Source organism: Roseateles sp. GW823-FHT07B05 (genome assembly GCF_058794515.1).
Genome location: NZ_JBXAGX010000002.1, coordinates 188,475 through 205,253, shown reverse-complemented (window position 1 = coordinate 205,253; position 16,779 = coordinate 188,475). Strand labels below are relative to the sequence as shown.

Here is a 16,779-nt window from a genome sequence, read left to right as displayed (position 1 = left end):
TTCGGTCGCAAGGCTTTGCTCGGCCGCCGGGGCCAGAATGCGCGACTTCGCCTTGCTGACGCCGCCCGATGCGCCATCTCCTCCTCACGCTGGCCCTGCTGCCCATGCTGGCCCAGGCCTGGGGCAACCACAGCCCCATGTGCTACCGCGCCTTCGAGCGCATGCCCGAGGTCGCCAGCGCCGCGGCCGTGAAGGCCGAACCCCTGGTCGATTTCCTGCGTGACCAGGACGCCGCGATCGCCCGCGAGCTGGACGCGCAGGAAGCCTGGGCGCGCGAGCACCTGAAGGGCCACGCGCCGCGCCCCGACGCGCTGCGCTACATGCCGGACGCGAGTCGCAGCGACGCCGACCGCCGGGTCGCCTTCCTGCGCGCGCTGCGGCTGTCGCCGCAATCGAAGCTGTCGCTGTACCTGCAGGTGGACCCGCGCGACCCCGACACCGCACGCCCCGCCGCCGAGGCCTCCCAGGTCAGCGCCGTGCCCAACAGCAAGGGCGCCACGCAGCGCTTCGTCGTGCTGCAGCCGGGCGAGGCCGTCGCGCCGCTGGCCGTGCTGGCCTCGGCCTGCGACGAGCCCGACTACGGCCATGACCTGAACCTGTTCGACGACAACCCGGGTGCGCCGAAGAGCCCGTCCTACGGCTTCGGCAATCAGCCGTTCGGCAACCCGGCCGTCGCCATCGGCTCGCAGGCGCCGTTCCACATGGGTTTCTTCCACCAGGGCGCCATCTTCAACACGCTGGCGCCCAGCTTCGCGCGCACCTTCACCGAGCTGCGCGTGCAGCAGTACGGCGGCCTGGCCCAGCTGGCCTGGAAGACCGGCCACGCCTACTGGGGCTGGCGCTTCGCCGGCCTGGCGCTGCACCACGTGGAAGACCTGACGCAGCCCTACCACGCCAGCGCCGCGCCGGGCGCGAGCCTGGGCCACATGATGTGGGTCAACCTGATGGCCCAGCTCGGCGCGCCGGCCGACCGGCAGGGGCTGGTGGTGCTGCAGAGCAACCGCCACTTCGTGCTGGAGCGCTTCCAGACCAACTGGATCATGGACGCCGCCCGCCAGCGGCGCGACGGCCCGCTGGAGCAGGCGCTGCGCGACCTGGCGCTGGACAAGCGCTATCCGCCGTGGAGCCCGGCCTATGTGCGCGACGTCGTGGCCGCCGAGGCCTTCGCGGCCGGCCCGGCGACCGACGCGGCCGTCGTCGTCGGCGCGCCGGCGAAATTCGTCACTGACCCCAATTTCGATTTCGCGGCCAACGAGGCCCAGCTCGGCCCGGAGCTGGCGCGCGACATGCAGGGCCAGCGCGACGCGCTGCAGGCGCGCATCGCCGAGTTGCTGAGCCATTTTGGTGCGCACAGCCGCAATGTGCTGCGCGGGCTGTTGACGCAGGTGGACCACCAGAAGACACGCTGAAGTTCGTCGTTGGCGAAATCATTGTCGTTTTTTGGCGCAGAATTGCCTTCCCCGCGAAGGCTATGCTGGAGTCAAACGATATGCGCCACGACCTCACCACTCTCAACCTCGTGCTGGCCATCGAGCAGACCCGCTCGATCACGCGCGGCGCCGCCCAGGAGCACCTGGCGCTGGCGGCCGCCAGCAAGCGCCTGTCCGACCTGGAGAGCCGCCTGGGCGTGCAGCTGTTCGAGCGGCGCGCCCGCGGGGTGGAGCCCACCGAGGCCGGCCGTGCGCTGGTGCGCCACATCCGTTCGCTGCATGCGTCGCTCTACGCCCTCGAAACCGAGGTCATGGAGTTCTCGCGCGGCATCAAGGGCCATCTGCGCATCGCGTCCAACACCAGCGCCATCGCCGAATGCCTGCCGCCGTACCTGGTGGAGTTCTCGCAGGCCCATGCGCAGATCCGCATCAGCCTGGAAGACCTGACCAGCGCTGAAGTGCAGGCCGCCGTCGCCGAAGGGCGCGCGGATGTCGGCATCTTCACCGCACCCGTGCTGGACAACCGCGTGCAGACCTGGGTCTTCGCCCGCAGCCGCCTGGCCGCGCTGGTGCCGCTGAAGCACCCGCTGGCGCACCGCGAGGCCGTCAGCTTCGACGACCTGCTGGCCTACGACCTCATCGGCCTGCATGCCGGCGCCAGCGCGCAGGAGTTGATGCGCGAACAGGCGGCCGCCCGCGGCCAGACGCTGAACGCGCGCCTGCAGGTGCGTGGCTTCGACGGCATCGCCCAGCTCGTCGAGTCGGGCCTCGGCGTCGCCGTCCTCCCTGAGCAACCGGCCGAGCGCTTCACGCGCGTCTTCGGCGTGCGCGCGCTGCGACTTGAAGAGTCGTGGGCCGAGCGCGACTATTACTTGGGTGTGCTGCGCCAACAGCGCTTGCCCACCGTGGTGCAACGCTTCGTGGACACCCTCATTCCCCGAGAAAAGCAATGACCTCCCGTACCCTTTACGACAAGCTCTGGGACGAGCATGTCGTGCACTCCGAACCGGATGGCACGGCGCTGCTCTACATCGACCGTCACCTCGTCCATGAAGTGACCAGCCCGCAGGCCTTCGAAGGCCTGGACCTGGCCGGCCGCAAGGTCTGGCGCCTGTCGGCCAACCTGGCCGTCAGCGACCACAACGTGCCGACGACGGACCGCAGCGAAGGCATCGCCGACCCGGTCTCCAGGCTGCAGGTCGACACGCTGGACGCCAACTGCGACCGCGTCGGCATCACGCAGTTCAAGATGAACGACAAGCGTCAGGGCATCGTGCACGTCATCGGACCGGAGCAGGGCGCCACGCTGCCCGGCATGACGGTCGTCTGCGGCGACAGCCACACGTCCACGCACGGCGCTTTCGGCGCGCTGGCGCATGGCATCGGCACCAGCGAGGTCGAGCACGTGCTGGCCACGCAGACGCTGTCGGCCAAGAAGGCCAAGAACCTGCTCGTCAAGGTCGAGGGCAAGCTGCCCGCCGGCTGCGGCGCCAAGGACATCGTGCTGGCCATCATCGGCAGGATCGGCACGGCCGGCGGCAACGGCTCGACCATCGAGTTCGCCGGCTCCGCCATCCGCGCGCTGAGCATGGAAGGCCGCATGACGGTCTGCAACATGGCCATCGAAGCCGGCGCCCGCGCCGGTCTCATCGCCGTGGACGACACGACCATCAACTACGTCAAGGGCCGCCCGTTCTCGCCGACCGGCGTGGAGTGGGACCAGGCCGTCGCCTACTGGCGCACGCTGCATTCCGACCCCGGTGCGCACTTCGACAAGGTCGTCGAACTCGACGCCGCGCAGATCCGCCCGCAGGTCAGCTGGGGCACGTCGCCCGAGATGGTGCTGGCCGTGGACGACCGCGTGCCCGATCCCGAAAAGGAAAAGGACGCCGTCAAGCGCGGCGCCATCGAGCGTGCGCTGACCTACATGGCGCTGGAGCCCAACAAGGCCATCAGCGACATCCACGTCGACAAGGTCTTCATCGGCTCCTGCACCAACAGCCGCATCGAGGACATGCGCGAAGCCGCGGCCGTCGTGAAGCGTGTCGGTGGTCGGCTGGCCAAGAACATCAAGCTGGCGCTGGTGGTGCCGGGCTCCGGTCTCGTCAAGGCGCAGGCCGAAGCCGAAGGCCTGGACCAGGTCTTCAAGGCCGCCGGCTTCGAATGGCGCGAGCCGGGCTGCTCCATGTGCCTGGCGATGAACGCCGACCGGCTGGAGCCGGGCGAGCGTTGCGCGTCCACCAGCAACCGCAACTTCGAAGGCCGCCAGGGCGCCGGTGGGCGCACCCATCTCGTCAGCCCGGCCATGGCCGCCGCTGCCGCGATGACCGGCCACTTTGTCGACGTTCGAAACCTCGCCTGATTGCCATGGACAAGTTCACCCTCCACAAGGGCCTCGTCGCGCCCATGGACCGCGAGAACGTCGACACCGACGCCATCATCCCCAAGCAGTTCCTGAAGTCGATCAAGCGCTCGGGCTTCGGCCCCAACCTGTTCGACGAGTGGCGCTACCTGGACCACGGCGAGCCCGGCCAGGACCCGGCCAGCCGCAAGCCCAACCCCGACTTCGTGCTGAACCAGCCGCGTTACGCCGGCGCCAGCGTGCTGATCGCACGGAGCAATTTCGGCTGCGGTTCCAGCCGCGAGCATGCGCCCTGGGCGCTGCAGCAGTACGGCTTCCGCGCCATCCTGGCGCCCAGCTTCGCCGACATCTTCTTCAACAACTGCTTCAAGAACGGCCTGCTGCCCATCCAGCTGCCGGAGTCGGCCATCAGCCAGTTGTTCGACGAGGTGAAGGCCTTCCCGGGCTACCAACTCATCGTCGACCTGCCGCGTCAGGTCGTCGTGAAGCCCGATGGCGCCGAGCTGCCCTTCGACATCGAGCCCTTCCGCAAGGAATGCCTGATCGGCGGCCTCGACGAGATCGGTCTGACTCTCCAGCACACCGACAAGATCCGCGCCTACGAGGCGCAGCGCATCGCCGCCAAACCCTGGCTGGCCAACCGAGTGATTTGAGATGAAGAAGATTGCAGTACTGCCGGGCGACGGCATCGGCCCCGAGATCGTCGCCGAAGCCGTCAAGGTCCTGAACGCACTCGACCTGCCGTTGCAGCTCGACTGGGCCGATGTCGGCGGCAAGGCCTACGAGACCAGCGGCCACCCGCTGCCGCCTGCCACGCTGAAGCTGGCACTGGACGCCGATGCCGTGCTGTTCGGCGCCGTGGGCGACTGGAAGTACGACAAGCTCGAGCGCTCGCTGCGCCCCGAGCAGGCCATCCTGGGCCTGCGCAAGGCGCTGGGCCTGTTCGCCAACTTCCGCCCGGCGATCTGCTACGAGCAGCTGACGCACGCGTCGTCGCTGAAGCCCGAGCTGGTGGCCGGCCTGGACATCCTGTTGATCCGTGAACTGACGGGCGACATCTACTTCGGCCAGCCGCGCGGCCGCCGCACGGCCGTCGACGGCCACTTCCCGGGCGCCGACGAAGCCTTTGACACGATGCGCTACTCGCGCCCCGAGATCGAGCGCATCGCCCACGTCGCCTTCCAGACCGCCCAGAAGCGCAACAAGCGCCTGACCAGCGTCGACAAGGCCAATGTGCTGGAAACCTCGCAGTTCTGGAAGGACATCGTCATCGAGGTCCACAAGAGCTACCCCGACGTCGAGCTGGACCACATGTACGTGGACAACGCAGCGATGCAGCTCGTCAAGGCGCCGAAGAAGTTCGACGTGGTCGTGACCGGCAACATGTTCGGCGACATCCTGTCCGACGAGGCCGCGATGCTGACCGGCTCCATCGGCATGCTGCCGTCCGCCTCGTTGGACGCCAACAACAAGGGCCTCTACGAGCCCAGCCACGGCAGCGCGCCGGACATCGCCGGCAAGGGGATTGCCAATCCGCTGGCTACAATCCTGTCTGCTGCCATGATGCTCAAGTTCTCCCTCAACCTGCCCGACGCCGCTGCTCGCATTGAAGCCGCGGTGGAATCGGTGCTGGCCCAGGGCTTGCGCACGGCCGACATCTGGAGTGAAGGCACCTCGAAGGTCACGACCATTGAGATGGGCGACGCCGTCGTCAAAGCCATCACGACCACCAAAACCATTAAGAGCTGAAGCTCCGTCTCGTCTCGCCCCACCAAACCCGGCGAACGAGCCGGGGCCCAAAGTGGATGGGGTTTGGTGACTAAAAGGATTTGAAGATGACGACCTTGGTAGGCCTCGTTGGCTGGCGTGGCATGGTGGGCTCGGTCCTGATGGACCGCATGACTGCCGAGCGGGATTTCGACCTGATCGAGCCGCTGTTCTTCTCGACCTCCAATGCCGGCGGCGCCGCTCCCGCGCAGGCGAAGAACGAGACGAAGCTGCAGAACGCGTTCGACATCGAACAGCTCAAGCGCTGCGACATCATCATCACCGCGCAGGGCGGCGACTACACCAACGAAGTCTTCCCCAAGCTGCGCGCCGCGGGCTGGGCCGGCCACTGGATCGACGCGGCCTCGTCGCTGCGCATGAACGACGACGCCGTCATCGTGCTGGACCCGGTCAACATGCCGGTCATCAAGCAGGCGCTGGCCGCCGGTGGCAGGAACTGGGTCGGCGGCAACTGCACCGTCAGCTGCATGCTGATGGGCGTGGGCGCGCTGTACAAGGCCGGCCTCGTCGAGTGGATGTCCACGCAGACCTACCAGGCAGCAAGCGGCGGTGGCGCCCAGCACATGCGAGAACTGCTGACGCAGTACGGCACGCTGAACGCCGCCGTCAAGCCGCTGCTGGACGACCCCAAGAGCGCCATCCTCGAGATCGACCGTCAGGTCATTGCCAAGCAGCGTTCGCTGAGCGCTGACGAGACCGCCAACTTCGGCGTGCCGCTGGGTGGCTCCTTGATCCCGTGGATCGACAAGGACCTCGGCAACGGCATGTCCAAGGAAGAGTGGAAGGGCATGGCCGAGACCAACAAGATCCTCGGTTCGGACGGCATTCCCGTCGACGGCTTCTGCGTCCGCGTGGGTGCGATGCGCTGCCACAGCCAGGCGCTGACCTTCAAGCTGAAGAAGGATGTGCCGCTGGCCGACATCGAGGCCATGATCCGTGCCGACAACGAGTGGGTGCAGTACGTGCCCAACACGCGCGAGGACACGCTCAAGCACCTGACGCCCGTGGCCGTCACCGGCACGATGACCATCCCGGTCGGCCGCGTGCGCAAGCTGGCGATGGGCCCCGAGTACGTGGGCGCCTTCACCATCGGCGACCAGTTGCTGTGGGGCGCGGCCGAGCCGCTGCGCCGCATGCTGCGCATCCTGCTGGATCGCTAAAACAGAAAACGGGCCGCGAGGCCCGTTTTTGCTTACGGTCTTTTACGCTTGGACCTAGGGTTCACCCGGGCGTCGATATTGAAACCAAGCGACACATCAGGTACCCCTTGAGCATTTCCGCGTATATGCTTGATGCCGTTGTGTTTTTGATTCAAAACTCGACGCAGGCGACACCGTGCAGATCAGCGTGCAAATCAGCGTGCAGACCCGTTCCGGACAGCGCGTGCTGAAGATCGAGACAGGCGGGGCCCATTGCCCCGCCTTGTTGCTTTGGGGAATGCCTTGAAAGACCACATCCGCGACGCATTCGAGGGAGTCCGCCCGACCGGGTTTGTCCGCCATCACGTGGCGCTGGCCGCAGCGCTGCTGGTGGCCACCGGAGGCGCGCAGGCGCTGGGGCTGGGCAAGCTGAATGTGCAGTCGGCCCTTGGCGAGACCATGCGCGCCGAGATCGACGTCACCAGCCTGACGTCCGAGGAAGCCTCGACGCTTAAGGTGCGCGTGGCGCCGCCCGACACCTACCGCGCCACCGGCGTCGACTACAACGCCGTGCTGAGTTCCGCGCAGGTGCAGGTCGTGCGCCAGGGCGGCCGCACGGTGCTGCGCGTGAGCAGCGACCGCGCCGTGCAGGAGCCGTTCGTCGACGTCATCCTGGAGCTGACCTGGGCCAGCGGCCGGCTGGTGCGCGAATACACGCTGCTGTTCGACCCGCCGAGCCTGCCCAAGCCGGCACCGGTCATCACCGCGGCGCCCGCCGTGGCAGGGGCGCCGGCGGTATCCAGCGAGGCGGTGCCCGCACCGTCGCCCGCCAACACGACGACGCTGCCGCGTGCGCCCGCGCCGGCTCCGCTGGCCGTGGCCCGCCCGCCCGCTGCAGCGCCCACGCCGGCCCCCGCGCCGGTGCGCCCGCCCGTCACGGCGGCGTCCGAGTACCGCGTGCGCCCCGGTGATTCGCTGTCCAAGGTGGCTGGCCGCACGCAGGTCAGCGGCATCTCGCTGGACCAGATGCTGGTGGGCCTGTTCCGCAACAACCCCGATGCCTTCATCGACGGCAACATGAACCTGCTGAAGGCCGGTTCGACGCTGCAGGTGCCCGGCAGCGAGTCGCTGGCCTCGGTCTCGCAAGGCGAGGCGCGTCAGATCATCCTGGCGCAGAGCGCCGATTTCTCTGCCTACCGCCAACGCCTCGCCTCCGCGGCGCCGACGCTGCAGAGCACCGAGAGCGAGCGCCAGTCCAAGGGCCAGGTGCAGGCCGCCGTGGAAGACCGCAAGCCCGCGGCCGCGCCCACGCCGGACAAGCTCATGCTCAGCAAGGCCGGCTCGGCCAGCGCCGCCGAGACCAAGCTGTCCAAGGACACCGAGAAGAAGGACGCTGCCGCGCGCGTGGCCGAGCTGACGCGCAACGTCGAGGAGCTGAAGAAGCTCTCCAGCGCCGCCAAGCCCGCCGCGCCGGTCGCTGCATCGGCCGCGCCGGCGCCCGTGCTACCTGCCCCCGCGGCCGTCGTCGCTGCCGTCGAGGCCGCGTCTGCGGCGGCGTCGGTGCCGGCCCCGGTGGTGGCCGCCAGTGCCGCGGCTTCCAAGCCCATGGCCCGTGCCAGCGCGCCGCTCGCGCCGCCGCCGGCCGCCGAGCCGCCCGGCTTCGTCGAGCAGATCATCGACAGCCCCATCGTGCTGCCGCTGGCCGGCATGCTGGTGGCCGTGCTGGGCGTGCTGGGCCTGCTGCGCCTGCGCTCGCGCCGCCCGGCCAATGCGGCCGAGACCGGCTTCCACGAAAGCCGCCTGCAGCCGGATTCCTTCTTCGGCGGCACCGGCGGCCAGCGCGTGGACACGCGCGACGCGCAGAACAGCGGCCAGTCGTCGATGAGCTATTCGCTCAGCCAACTGGACGCCATCGGCGACGTGGACCCGGTGGCCGAGGCCGACGTCTACCTGGCCTACGGCCGCGACCTGCAGGCCGAGGAAATCCTGAAGGAAGCGCTGCGTGCCAACCCGACACGCCTGGCCATCCGCCTGAAGCTGCTGGAGGTCTACGCCAAGCGCCGCGACACCAAGGGCTTCGAGCAACTGGCCGTGCAGCTGTATGCCGAGACCAAAGGCACCGGCGAGGACTGGGCCAAGGCGCAGGAACTGGGCCGTGGCATCGACCCCGACAACCCGCTTTATCAGCCCGGCGGCGCGCCGCTGCTGCACGACGACGGTGGCCCGGAGCGCCCCGAGCCGATGAACGCCAGCACGCTGCCGCAGACGGCGCTGCCCAGCGGAGCCGCGGTTGCCGCGGCGGCGCATCTCGGCACCGATGCGCTGGCGCGCAGCGGCCCGGACACCGGCCCGGTCAGCGGCTTCGACCTCGCGCTGGACCTGGACCTGGACGCGCCGGAGCCCGTCTCGCCGACCGCGCTGGCCGCCACGCAGGCCATGCCGGCGTCGGTGGAGCATGCGCCGATGACGATGGACTTCGACATCTCCGCCCGCGGCACGCGCACCGCGCCGCCCGCGCCGGACCTGAGCTTCGACCTCAGCGGCATGGGCGACCTGTCGGTCACCCCCACGCCGCCGGCCGCCGCGCCGACGGAGCTGGACTTCGACCTGGGCGAGCCCACCCAGCCCGGCGAGACGCCCCCCGACCATCTGGCCGATGCGCTGGAGGCGCTGGGCGACGACGACGGCGATCCGCTGGTGCGTCAGCTGGAACTGGCCGACGAGTTCCGCCAGATCGGCGACACCGAAGGCGCCCGCGAGGTGCTGCAGGAGCTGATCCAGCGCGCCAGCGGCTCGCTGCGCGACCGTGCGCAGGCGATGCTGAACGAGCTGCGCTGAGCGCAACCCGCGATACTTCGACGCCCGGCCTGGCCGGGCGTTTTTCATTTGAGGATTGATGAGAGTTGCACTTGGCGTGAGCTACCGCGGTGGCGGCTACAACGGCTGGCAGAGCCAGCCGAGCGGCCGCACGGTGCAGGATGCGCTCGAAAAAGGCCTGTCCGCGTTTGCGGCCCAGCCCATCCGCACGATCTGCGCCGGCCGCACGGACACCGGCGTGCACGGCATCAACCAGGTCATCCACTTCGACACCGAGGTCGAGCGCGAGCCGTTCTCGTGGGTGCGCGGCGTCAACCGCTACCTGCCGCCGGACATCGCCATCCAGTGGAGCCGCTTCCCCGGCGAGGCTTTCCATGCGCGCAACTCCGCACGCGGTCGGCGTTATGCCTATTTGCTGCTGGAGTCGCCCGTGCGGCCGGCCATCGAGTCGGGCCAGTGCGGCTGGTTCTTCCGGCCGCTGGACCAGGCGGCGCTCGAAGCCGCGGCGGCGCGCCTGATCGGCGAGCACGACTTCTCGTCGTTCCGCTCGTCGGAATGCCAGGCCGCGTCGCCCATCAAGACGCTGCGCGAGATCAGCGTGCAGCGTCGCGGCGCCTACTGGCGCTTCGAGTTCGAGGCCAGCGCCTTCCTGCACCACATGGTGCGCAACCTGATGGGCTGCCTGCTGGCCGTGGGCAGCGGCACGCGGTCTGCAGACTGGGTGTCTGACGTGTTGGCCGCCCGTGACCGCAAGGTGGCGGCGCCGACCTTCGCCCCCGACGGGCTCTATTTCCTCGGCCCGACCTACGACGCCGAGCTGGACATTCCGCGGCACGTGGCCGCGCTGGATTGGCTTCCATGAGGGCGGGCCGAGCGCCGGGCCGCCCCAAGCCGGCCCGCATCCCCTCGGGGGATCGGCTGGCGTACTCGACAGCCGAGGGGCAAACATGACACGCATCAAGATCTGCGGCCTGACCCGCGAAGTTGACATTGAAGCCGCCGTCGCGGCCGGCGCTGACGCCATCGGTTTCGTTTTCTACGCCAAGAGCCCGCGCGCCGTGACGCCGGAGCGGGCGAGGGCGCTGGCGAAGCTGCTGCCGCCCTTCGTCACGCCGGTGGGCCTGTTCGTCAACGCGACCGAGGCCGAGCTGCAGGCCGGGCTGGACGCGCTGCCCAACATGCTGGTGCAGTTTCACGGCGACGAGGCGCCCGCCGACTGTGATCGCGTGAAGCGGCCCTACCTGCGTGCGGCCGCGGTGTCGCCGGGCTTCGACTTGGTAGACTTCGGTTCTCGTTTTTCCAGCGCCCAGGCCATCCTGCTCGACGCCCCCGTCGAAGGTTATGGCGGTGGCGGCAAGGTCTTCGATTGGTCACTCATTCCTCCAAGCGTCAGCTCTCGCCTCGTTTTGTCTGGTGGGTTGAATGCAGCAAACGTCGCCGATGGCATCGCACGGGTGCGGCCCTGGGCCGTTGATGTGAGTTCCGGCGTCGAGGTGTCCAAGGGCATCAAGAGCGCCGACCTGATCCATGAGTTTTGCACCGCGGTACGCCGCGCCGATGCAAAACTGACCTGAGGAAAAACCATGTTTGCCTACGACCAGCCCGATGCGACCGGGCATTTCCGCCATGCCGGCACGCCCACCTTTGGCGGCAGCTTCGTCTCCGAGACCCTCGTCCATGCGCTGGGCCAGCTGAAGGACGCCTACGCGCACTACCGGAACGATCCCGAGTTCCTGGCCGAGTACCAGCGCGAACTCAAGCACTTCGTTGGCCGGCCCAGCCCCATCTATCACGCCGACCGCCTGAGTCGCGAACTGGGTGGCGCCCAGGTCTACCTGAAGCGCGAGGACTTGAACCACACCGGCGCGCACAAGATCAACAACGTCATCGGCCAGGCGCTGCTGGCCAAGCGCATGGGCAAGCCGCGCGTCATCGCCGAGACCGGTGCCGGCCAGCACGGCGTGGCGACGGCAACGATCTGCGCCCGCTACGGCCTGGAATGCGTCGTCTACATGGGCAGCGAGGACGTCAAGCGCCAGTCGCCCAACGTCTACCGCATGAAGCTGCTGGGCGCGACCGTCGTGCCGGTGGAGAGCGGCAGCAAGACGCTGAAGGACGCGCTCAACGAGGCGATGCGTGACTGGGTCACGAACGTCGAGAACACCTTCTACATCATCGGTACCGTGGCCGGCCCGCACCCCTATCCCATGATGGTGCGCGACTTCCAGCGCATCATCGGCGACGAGTGCCTGGAGCAGATGCCCGACATGACCGGCCGCCAGCCGGATGCCGTCATCGCCTGCGTGGGCGGCGGCAGCAACGCCATCGGTATCTTCTACCCCTACATCCCGCACGACGGCACCCGCCTCATCGGCGTGGAGGCGGCCGGGGAGGGCATTGCCAGCGGCAGGCATGCCGCCACGCTGTCCGCCGGCAGCCCGGGCGTGCTGCACGGCAACCGCACCTATCTGCTGCAGGACGAGGACGGCCAGATCACCGAGACGCATTCCGTCTCTGCCGGCCTGGACTACCCCGGCGTCGGCCCCGAGCATGCACACCTGAAGGACATCGGCCGCGCCGAGTACGTGGGCGTCACGGACGCCGAGGCGCTCGCCGCCTTCCATCACCTGTGCCGCACCGAAGGCATCATCCCGGCGCTGGAATCCAGCCACGCCGTGGCGCATGCGATGAAGATCGCACCGACGATGGCCAAGGACCAGATCCTGCTCGTCAACCTCTCGGGTCGGGGCGACAAGGACATCGGCACCGTGGCCGATCTATCCCAGGCCGATTTCTACTGTCGACCCTCCTGCCGCGGGCAGTCGGTCAAGGGCGGCGAGACCGTCGTCGCGCTGCCGGGAGGCCGGGCATGAGCCGCATCACCACCACTTTCGCCGCGCTGAAGGCACAAGGCCGCAAGGCGCTGATTCCCTTCGTCACCGCCGGCGACCCGCACCCGACCGCCACCGTCGACCTGCTGCTGGCCATGGCCGAAGCCGGGGCCGACGTCATCGAGCTGGGCGTGCCGTTCTCCGACCCGATGGCCGACGGCCCCGTCATCCAGCGCGCCGGCGAGCGTGCGCTGAAGCACGGCATCGGCCTGCGCAAGGTGCTGGACTACGTCCGCGAGTTCCGCGCCCGCAACGACAGGACGCCGCTCGTGCTGATGGGCTACGCCAACCCGGTGGAGCGCTACGGCCTGGACGCCTTCGTGGCCGATGCGTCGGCGGCCGGTGTGGACGGCGTGCTCATCGTCGACTACCCGCCCGAGGAGTGCGAGGAATTCGCCACCAGGCTGCGCGCCGCGAACATGGACGCGATCTTTCTGCTCGCGCCCACGTCCACCGAGGCCCGCATGGCCCAGGTCGGCCAGCTCGCCAGCGGCTATGTCTACTACGTGTCGCTGAAGGGCGTGACGGGCGCTGGCCACCTGAACACCACCGCCGTCGCTGAAGCCGTGCCGCGCATCCGTCGGCATGTCAGCACGCCGGTGGGCGTGGGCTTCGGCATCCGCGACGGCGCGACGGCGCGGGCCGTGGCCGACGTTTCGGACGCGGTGGTCATCGGCTCCAAGCTGGTCGAACTGCTGGAGCGCCAGCCGGCCGATAATGTCGCTTCCACCGGCGCCGCGTTCATCCGTGAAATCCGCGCCGCACTCGATAAGGATTGATGCATGAGTTGGCTCGACAAACTCCTCCCGCCCAAGATCCAGCAAGGCGACCCGGCCGACCGCCGCACGGTCCCCGAAGGCCTGTGGATCAAGTGCCCGAGCTGCGAGACGGTGCTCTACAAGACCGACCTGGAGCAGAACATCAACGTCTGCCCCAAGTGCAGCTTCCACCACCGCATCGGGGCGCGCGCCCGGCTGGATGCCTTCCTCGACGCGGAAGGCCGCTACGAGATCGGCCAGGAAGTGCTGCCGGTCGACGCGCTGAAGTTCAAGGACAGCAAGAAGTACCCCGACCGCCTGAAGGAAGCGCTGGAGAACACCGGCGAGACCGATGCGCTGGTCGTCATCGGCGGCGCCGTCATGAGCGTGCCGGTCGTCGCGGCCTGCTTCGAGTTCGACTTCATGGGCGGCTCGATGGGCTCCGTCGTCGGCGAGCGCTTCGTGCGCGGCGTCGAGACGGCCATCGAGCAGAAGACGCCGTTCATCTGCTTCACCGCCACCGGCGGCGCGCGCATGCAGGAAGGCCTGCTGAGCCTGATGCAGATGGCCAAGACCAACGCGTCGCTGACGCGCCTGGCCAAGGCCAAGCTGCCCTACATCAGCGTGCTGACCGACCCGACGATGGGCGGGGTGTCGGCGTCGTTCGCCTTCGTCGGCGACATCGTGCTGGCCGAACCCAAGGCGCTGATCGGCTTCGCCGGCCCGCGCGTCATCGAGAACACCGTGCGCGAGAAGCTGCCCCCGGGCTTCCAGCGCGCCGAGTTCCTGATGGAGAAGGGCGCCGTCGACATGATCGTGGACCGCCGCCAGCTGCGCGAGACGATTGCCCGCCAGCTCGCCATGCTGCAGCGCCAGAGCGCCGACGCGGTAGCCTGAACCACGTCGCGATAGTTCCGAGCCAGGCCCTGTGCCTGGCTTTTGTTTTTCCGTGATCCGCCATGACGCTTGATGACTGGCTCGCCCACTGCGAGCGCCTGCACCCCAAGACCATCGACATGACGCTGGACCGCGTGTCCACCGTGCGCGAGCGGCTGGGCATCGCCTTCGACTGCCCGACCGTCGTCGTCGCCGGCACCAACGGCAAGGGCTCGACCTGCGCGATGCTGGAGTCGATCGCGCTTCACGCCGGCTACCGCGTGGGCCTCTACATCAAGCCGCATCTGGTGCACTTCCAGGAGCGCTGCCGCGTGGGTGGCGAGCCCGTTAAAGCCGAGTCGCTGGAGCCGCACTTCGAGGCCGTCGAGGCCGCGCGTGGCGACATCACGCTGACCTACTTCGAGTTCACGACGCTGGCCATCATGCGGCGGCTGCAGCACGAGCCGCTGGATCTCGTCATCCTCGAAGTGGGCCTGGGCGGCCGGCTGGATGCCGTCAACGTCATCGACAGCGACTGCGCCGTCATCACCAGCATCGACCTGGACCACACCGAGTTCCTCGGCCCCGACCGCGAGAGCGTGGGCCGCGAGAAGGCCGGCATCATGCGGCCGGGTCGCCCGGTCGTCATCAGCGACCCGATGCCGCCAGCATCGCTGGCCGCGCGCGCGGCCGAACTCGGCTGCGACCTGCGCCAGCTCGGCAAGGACTTCACCTTCAGTGGCGACCGCACGCAGTGGCAGTGGGCCGGTCGCAGCAAGCGCTTCTCCGGCATGTCCTACCCGGCGCTGCGCGGCGTCAACCAGCTGCTGAACGCGTCCGGCGTGCTGGCCGCATTCGAGGCGCTGGCCGACCGCCTGCCCATCAGCGCCCAGGCCGTGCGCACCGGCCTCGCGCTGGTCGAACTGCCCGGCCGCTTCCAGGTGCTGGCCGGTCAGCCGGCCGTCGTGCTGGATGTGGCGCACAACCCGCACGCCGTCGCCGCGCTGGCGCAGAACCTCGACCAGATGGGCTTCTTCCCGCGCACGCACGCCGTCTTCGGCGCGATGGCGGACAAGGACCTGGCCGGCATCCTCGCGCGCATCGCGCCGCTGGTGGACGTGTGGCACTTCACCGATCTGCCCCTCCCGCGTGCCGCCTCCGCCGAACAGCTGGAAACAGCCTTCCTCGCCGCCGGCCTGAAGACGCCGCCCGGCGTCCAGACGCAGACCCACGCCAGCCCGCTGGACGCGCTGCATGCCGCGGCGGCTGGCGCGACCACGGCCGATAGAATCCTCGTCTTCGGTTCCTTCTTCACCGTGGGAGGCGTGCTCCAGCAGGGCATTCCCCGCGTGACCGCCGGTGCCACCGCACCCCAGCCCCCCACTCTCCACTGAAGCCACGCCGCCGATGGGCCTGTTTTCCTTCCTCAAGCGCGATGACGCCGCCGCCGCGGCGGCGCCCAAGAAGTCGGCCAAGTCCGGCGCCAAGGCCAGCGCGGCCGACGATGTGCAGGTGCTGCGCGTGCGCGCCCGCCGACGCCTCATCGGCGCCGCGGTGCTGGTCGCCGCCGGCGTGGTCGGCTTCCCGCTCATCTTCGAGACACAGCCGCGGCCCATCCCCGTGGACCTGCCCATCGAGATCCCGCGCAAGGAGTCCGCGCCGCCGCTGGTCGTGCCGACGCGCGAGCCGCTGAGCCAGGCCGAACCCGCGCCGCAGCCGACCCCGGCCGCCAGCGTGGAGTTGCCGGTGGAGCCCCGGGTGGCCGAGAAGTCGCTGGAGAAGCCGGTTGAAAAGCCGACCGAGAAGCCCGCCGACAGGCCGGTCGACAAGCCCCCGGTCAAGCTGGCCGAGAAGCCTGCGGACAAGCCCGCCGACAAACCCAAGGCCGCCAACGACGGCGCCCGCGCCCAGGCCTTGCTGGACGGCAAGGAGCCGGCCGCGGCGCGCTACATCGTGCAGGTGGGGGCCTACGGCGAGAACAAGGCCGCGCAGGAGATGCGCGGCAAGGTCGAGAAGCTGGGCCTCAAGACCTACGCGCAGGCCGTGGACACGGCGGACGGCAAGCGCATCCGCGTGCGCCTGGGCCCGTTCGCCAGCCGCGACGACGCCGAGCGCGCGTCCGCCAAGCTCAAGGGTGCCGGCCTGCCGGGCGCCATCCTGACCCTCTGACGGCACGCCCATGGACGTCGAACTCAGCTGGGTCGATCTCGCACTGGCGGCGCTGCTGCTGCTGTCGATCGGCATCGGCCTGTGGCGCGGCCTGGTGTTCGAGGTGATGTCGTTGGCCGGCTGGGTGGTGGCCTATTTCGCTGCCTCGCCACTGGCGCCCGTCATCGCCGATCTGCTGCCCGAAGGCAAGTTCGGCCCGGCCGTCGTGCACGTCGTCTCGTTGGCCCTTGCGTTCTTCTTCGTGCTCATCGTGTGGAGCCTGGCCACGCGGCTGGTCAAGACGCTGATCCATGCCACGCCGCTGTCTGTCGTGGACCGCCTCGGCGGCGCCGGCTTCGGCGCCTTGCGCGGCGTGTTCATCTCGCTGCTGCTGGTGCTGGTCATCGGCGCATCGCCGCTGGCCGAATCGACCACCTGGCAGGCCTCGCGCGCCGCCCCCGTGCTGGCCGGCGTGCTGCGCGACGCCGCGCCGCTGCTGCCCGAACCCATTGCTCGCTTTGTTTCCCGCTCGATGACCCCATCTGGCGCGGAAGCTCTTGATTAAGGACC

The 16,779-nt window shown here is 69.0% G+C and carries 15 protein-coding genes; all 15 read left to right on the top strand.

Annotated elements, in window-relative coordinates:
* The first annotated feature begins 68 nt into the window (after positions 1-68).
* The 15 genes from AC1Q7O_RS05275 (at position 69) to AC1Q7O_RS05205 (ending at position 16,774) form a co-directional block, all read left to right on the top strand.
* Positions 69-1,409, top strand: a complete 1,341-nt coding sequence (locus tag AC1Q7O_RS05275) for a hypothetical protein (protein WP_492658242.1) — start codon at positions 69-71, stop codon at positions 1,407-1,409.
* 80 nt (positions 1,410-1,489) lie between these two features.
* The gene (locus AC1Q7O_RS05270; protein ID WP_492658243.1) at positions 1,490-2,383 is read left to right on the top strand and encodes a LysR family transcriptional regulator; all 894 of its coding nucleotides are present in this window, start codon (positions 1,490-1,492) and stop codon (positions 2,381-2,383) included.
* On the top strand, positions 2,380-3,792 hold the full coding sequence (leuC, locus tag AC1Q7O_RS05265; protein WP_492658244.1) for a 3-isopropylmalate dehydratase large subunit: 1,413 nt from the start codon (positions 2,380-2,382) through the stop codon (positions 3,790-3,792). Before AC1Q7O_RS05270 ends, leuC begins: the two co-directional genes overlap by 4 nt.
* A gap of 5 nt (positions 3,793-3,797) precedes the next feature.
* Positions 3,798-4,445 (top strand): 3-isopropylmalate dehydratase small subunit, encoded by a 648-nt coding sequence (gene leuD, locus AC1Q7O_RS05260; protein WP_492658245.1) that lies wholly within the window; start codon positions 3,798-3,800, stop codon positions 4,443-4,445.
* A gap of 1 nt (position 4,446) precedes the next feature.
* Positions 4,447-5,541 carry a 3-isopropylmalate dehydrogenase gene (gene leuB / locus AC1Q7O_RS05255; RefSeq protein WP_492658246.1) on the top strand — a complete coding sequence of 365 codons (1,095 nt, stop codon included), beginning with the start codon at positions 4,447-4,449 and terminating at the stop codon, positions 5,539-5,541.
* Positions 5,542-5,627: 86 nt separating this feature from the next.
* Positions 5,628-6,740, top strand: coding sequence for an aspartate-semialdehyde dehydrogenase (asd, locus tag AC1Q7O_RS05250; protein ID WP_492658247.1), 1,113 nt, complete (start codon positions 5,628-5,630; stop codon positions 6,738-6,740).
* 282 nt (positions 6,741-7,022) lie between these two features.
* Positions 7,023-9,557 carry a motility hub landmark protein FimV gene (locus tag AC1Q7O_RS05245; protein WP_492658248.1) on the top strand — a complete coding sequence of 845 codons (2,535 nt, stop codon included), beginning with the start codon at positions 7,023-7,025 and terminating at the stop codon, positions 9,555-9,557.
* 58 nt (positions 9,558-9,615) lie between these two features.
* Complete coding sequence (gene truA, locus AC1Q7O_RS05240; RefSeq protein WP_492658249.1) at positions 9,616-10,398, top strand: tRNA pseudouridine(38-40) synthase TruA; 783 nt, start codon at positions 9,616-9,618, stop codon at positions 10,396-10,398.
* Positions 10,399-10,483: 85 nt separating this feature from the next.
* Positions 10,484-11,110: a phosphoribosylanthranilate isomerase gene (locus tag AC1Q7O_RS05235; RefSeq protein ID WP_492658250.1), complete on the top strand. Its 627-nt coding sequence runs from the start codon at positions 10,484-10,486 to the stop codon at positions 11,108-11,110.
* A 9-nt stretch (positions 11,111-11,119) separates the two neighbouring features.
* Positions 11,120-12,409, top strand: coding sequence for a tryptophan synthase subunit beta (gene trpB / locus AC1Q7O_RS05230; protein WP_492658251.1), 1,290 nt, complete (start codon positions 11,120-11,122; stop codon positions 12,407-12,409).
* Positions 12,406-13,206 carry a tryptophan synthase subunit alpha gene (gene trpA, locus AC1Q7O_RS05225; protein ID WP_492658252.1) on the top strand — a complete coding sequence of 267 codons (801 nt, stop codon included), beginning with the start codon at positions 12,406-12,408 and terminating at the stop codon, positions 13,204-13,206. The genes trpB and trpA overlap by 4 nt, the downstream gene beginning before the upstream one ends.
* A 3-nt stretch (positions 13,207-13,209) precedes the next feature.
* Positions 13,210-14,082: an acetyl-CoA carboxylase, carboxyltransferase subunit beta gene (accD, locus tag AC1Q7O_RS05220; RefSeq protein WP_492658253.1), complete on the top strand. Its 873-nt coding sequence runs from the start codon at positions 13,210-13,212 to the stop codon at positions 14,080-14,082.
* A gap of 62 nt (positions 14,083-14,144) precedes the next feature.
* Positions 14,145-15,455 carry a bifunctional tetrahydrofolate synthase/dihydrofolate synthase gene (gene folC / locus AC1Q7O_RS05215; protein WP_492658254.1) on the top strand — a complete coding sequence of 437 codons (1,311 nt, stop codon included), beginning with the start codon at positions 14,145-14,147 and terminating at the stop codon, positions 15,453-15,455.
* Between the two features lie 13 nt (positions 15,456-15,468).
* A complete protein-coding gene (locus tag AC1Q7O_RS05210) occupies positions 15,469-16,230 on the top strand; it encodes an SPOR domain-containing protein (RefSeq protein WP_492658255.1) in 762 nt (253 codons plus the stop codon).
* Between the two features lie 10 nt (positions 16,231-16,240).
* Positions 16,241-16,774: a CvpA family protein gene (locus tag AC1Q7O_RS05205; protein ID WP_492658256.1), complete on the top strand. Its 534-nt coding sequence runs from the start codon at positions 16,241-16,243 to the stop codon at positions 16,772-16,774.
* Positions 16,775-16,779: the final 5 nt, after the last annotated feature.

Coding starts and splice junctions, on each gene's coding strand:
- AC1Q7O_RS05275 (WP_492658242.1), top strand. CDS start 69: ATGCGCCATCTCCTCCTCACGCTGGCCCTGCTGCCCATGCTGGCCCAG.
- AC1Q7O_RS05270 (WP_492658243.1), top strand. CDS start 1,490: ATGCGCCACGACCTCACCACTCTCAACCTCGTGCTGGCCATCGAGCAG.
- leuC (WP_492658244.1), top strand. CDS start 2,380: ATGACCTCCCGTACCCTTTACGACAAGCTCTGGGACGAGCATGTCGTG.
- leuD (WP_492658245.1), top strand. CDS start 3,798: ATGGACAAGTTCACCCTCCACAAGGGCCTCGTCGCGCCCATGGACCGC.
- leuB (WP_492658246.1), top strand. CDS start 4,447: ATGAAGAAGATTGCAGTACTGCCGGGCGACGGCATCGGCCCCGAGATC.
- asd (WP_492658247.1), top strand. CDS start 5,628: ATGACGACCTTGGTAGGCCTCGTTGGCTGGCGTGGCATGGTGGGCTCG.
- truA (WP_492658249.1), top strand. CDS start 9,616: ATGAGAGTTGCACTTGGCGTGAGCTACCGCGGTGGCGGCTACAACGGC.
- AC1Q7O_RS05235 (WP_492658250.1), top strand. CDS start 10,484: ATGACACGCATCAAGATCTGCGGCCTGACCCGCGAAGTTGACATTGAA.
- trpB (WP_492658251.1), top strand. CDS start 11,120: ATGTTTGCCTACGACCAGCCCGATGCGACCGGGCATTTCCGCCATGCC.
- trpA (WP_492658252.1), top strand. CDS start 12,406: ATGAGCCGCATCACCACCACTTTCGCCGCGCTGAAGGCACAAGGCCGC.
- accD (WP_492658253.1), top strand. CDS start 13,210: ATGAGTTGGCTCGACAAACTCCTCCCGCCCAAGATCCAGCAAGGCGAC.
- folC (WP_492658254.1), top strand. CDS start 14,145: ATGACGCTTGATGACTGGCTCGCCCACTGCGAGCGCCTGCACCCCAAG.
- AC1Q7O_RS05210 (WP_492658255.1), top strand. CDS start 15,469: ATGGGCCTGTTTTCCTTCCTCAAGCGCGATGACGCCGCCGCCGCGGCG.
- AC1Q7O_RS05205 (WP_492658256.1), top strand. CDS start 16,241: ATGGACGTCGAACTCAGCTGGGTCGATCTCGCACTGGCGGCGCTGCTG.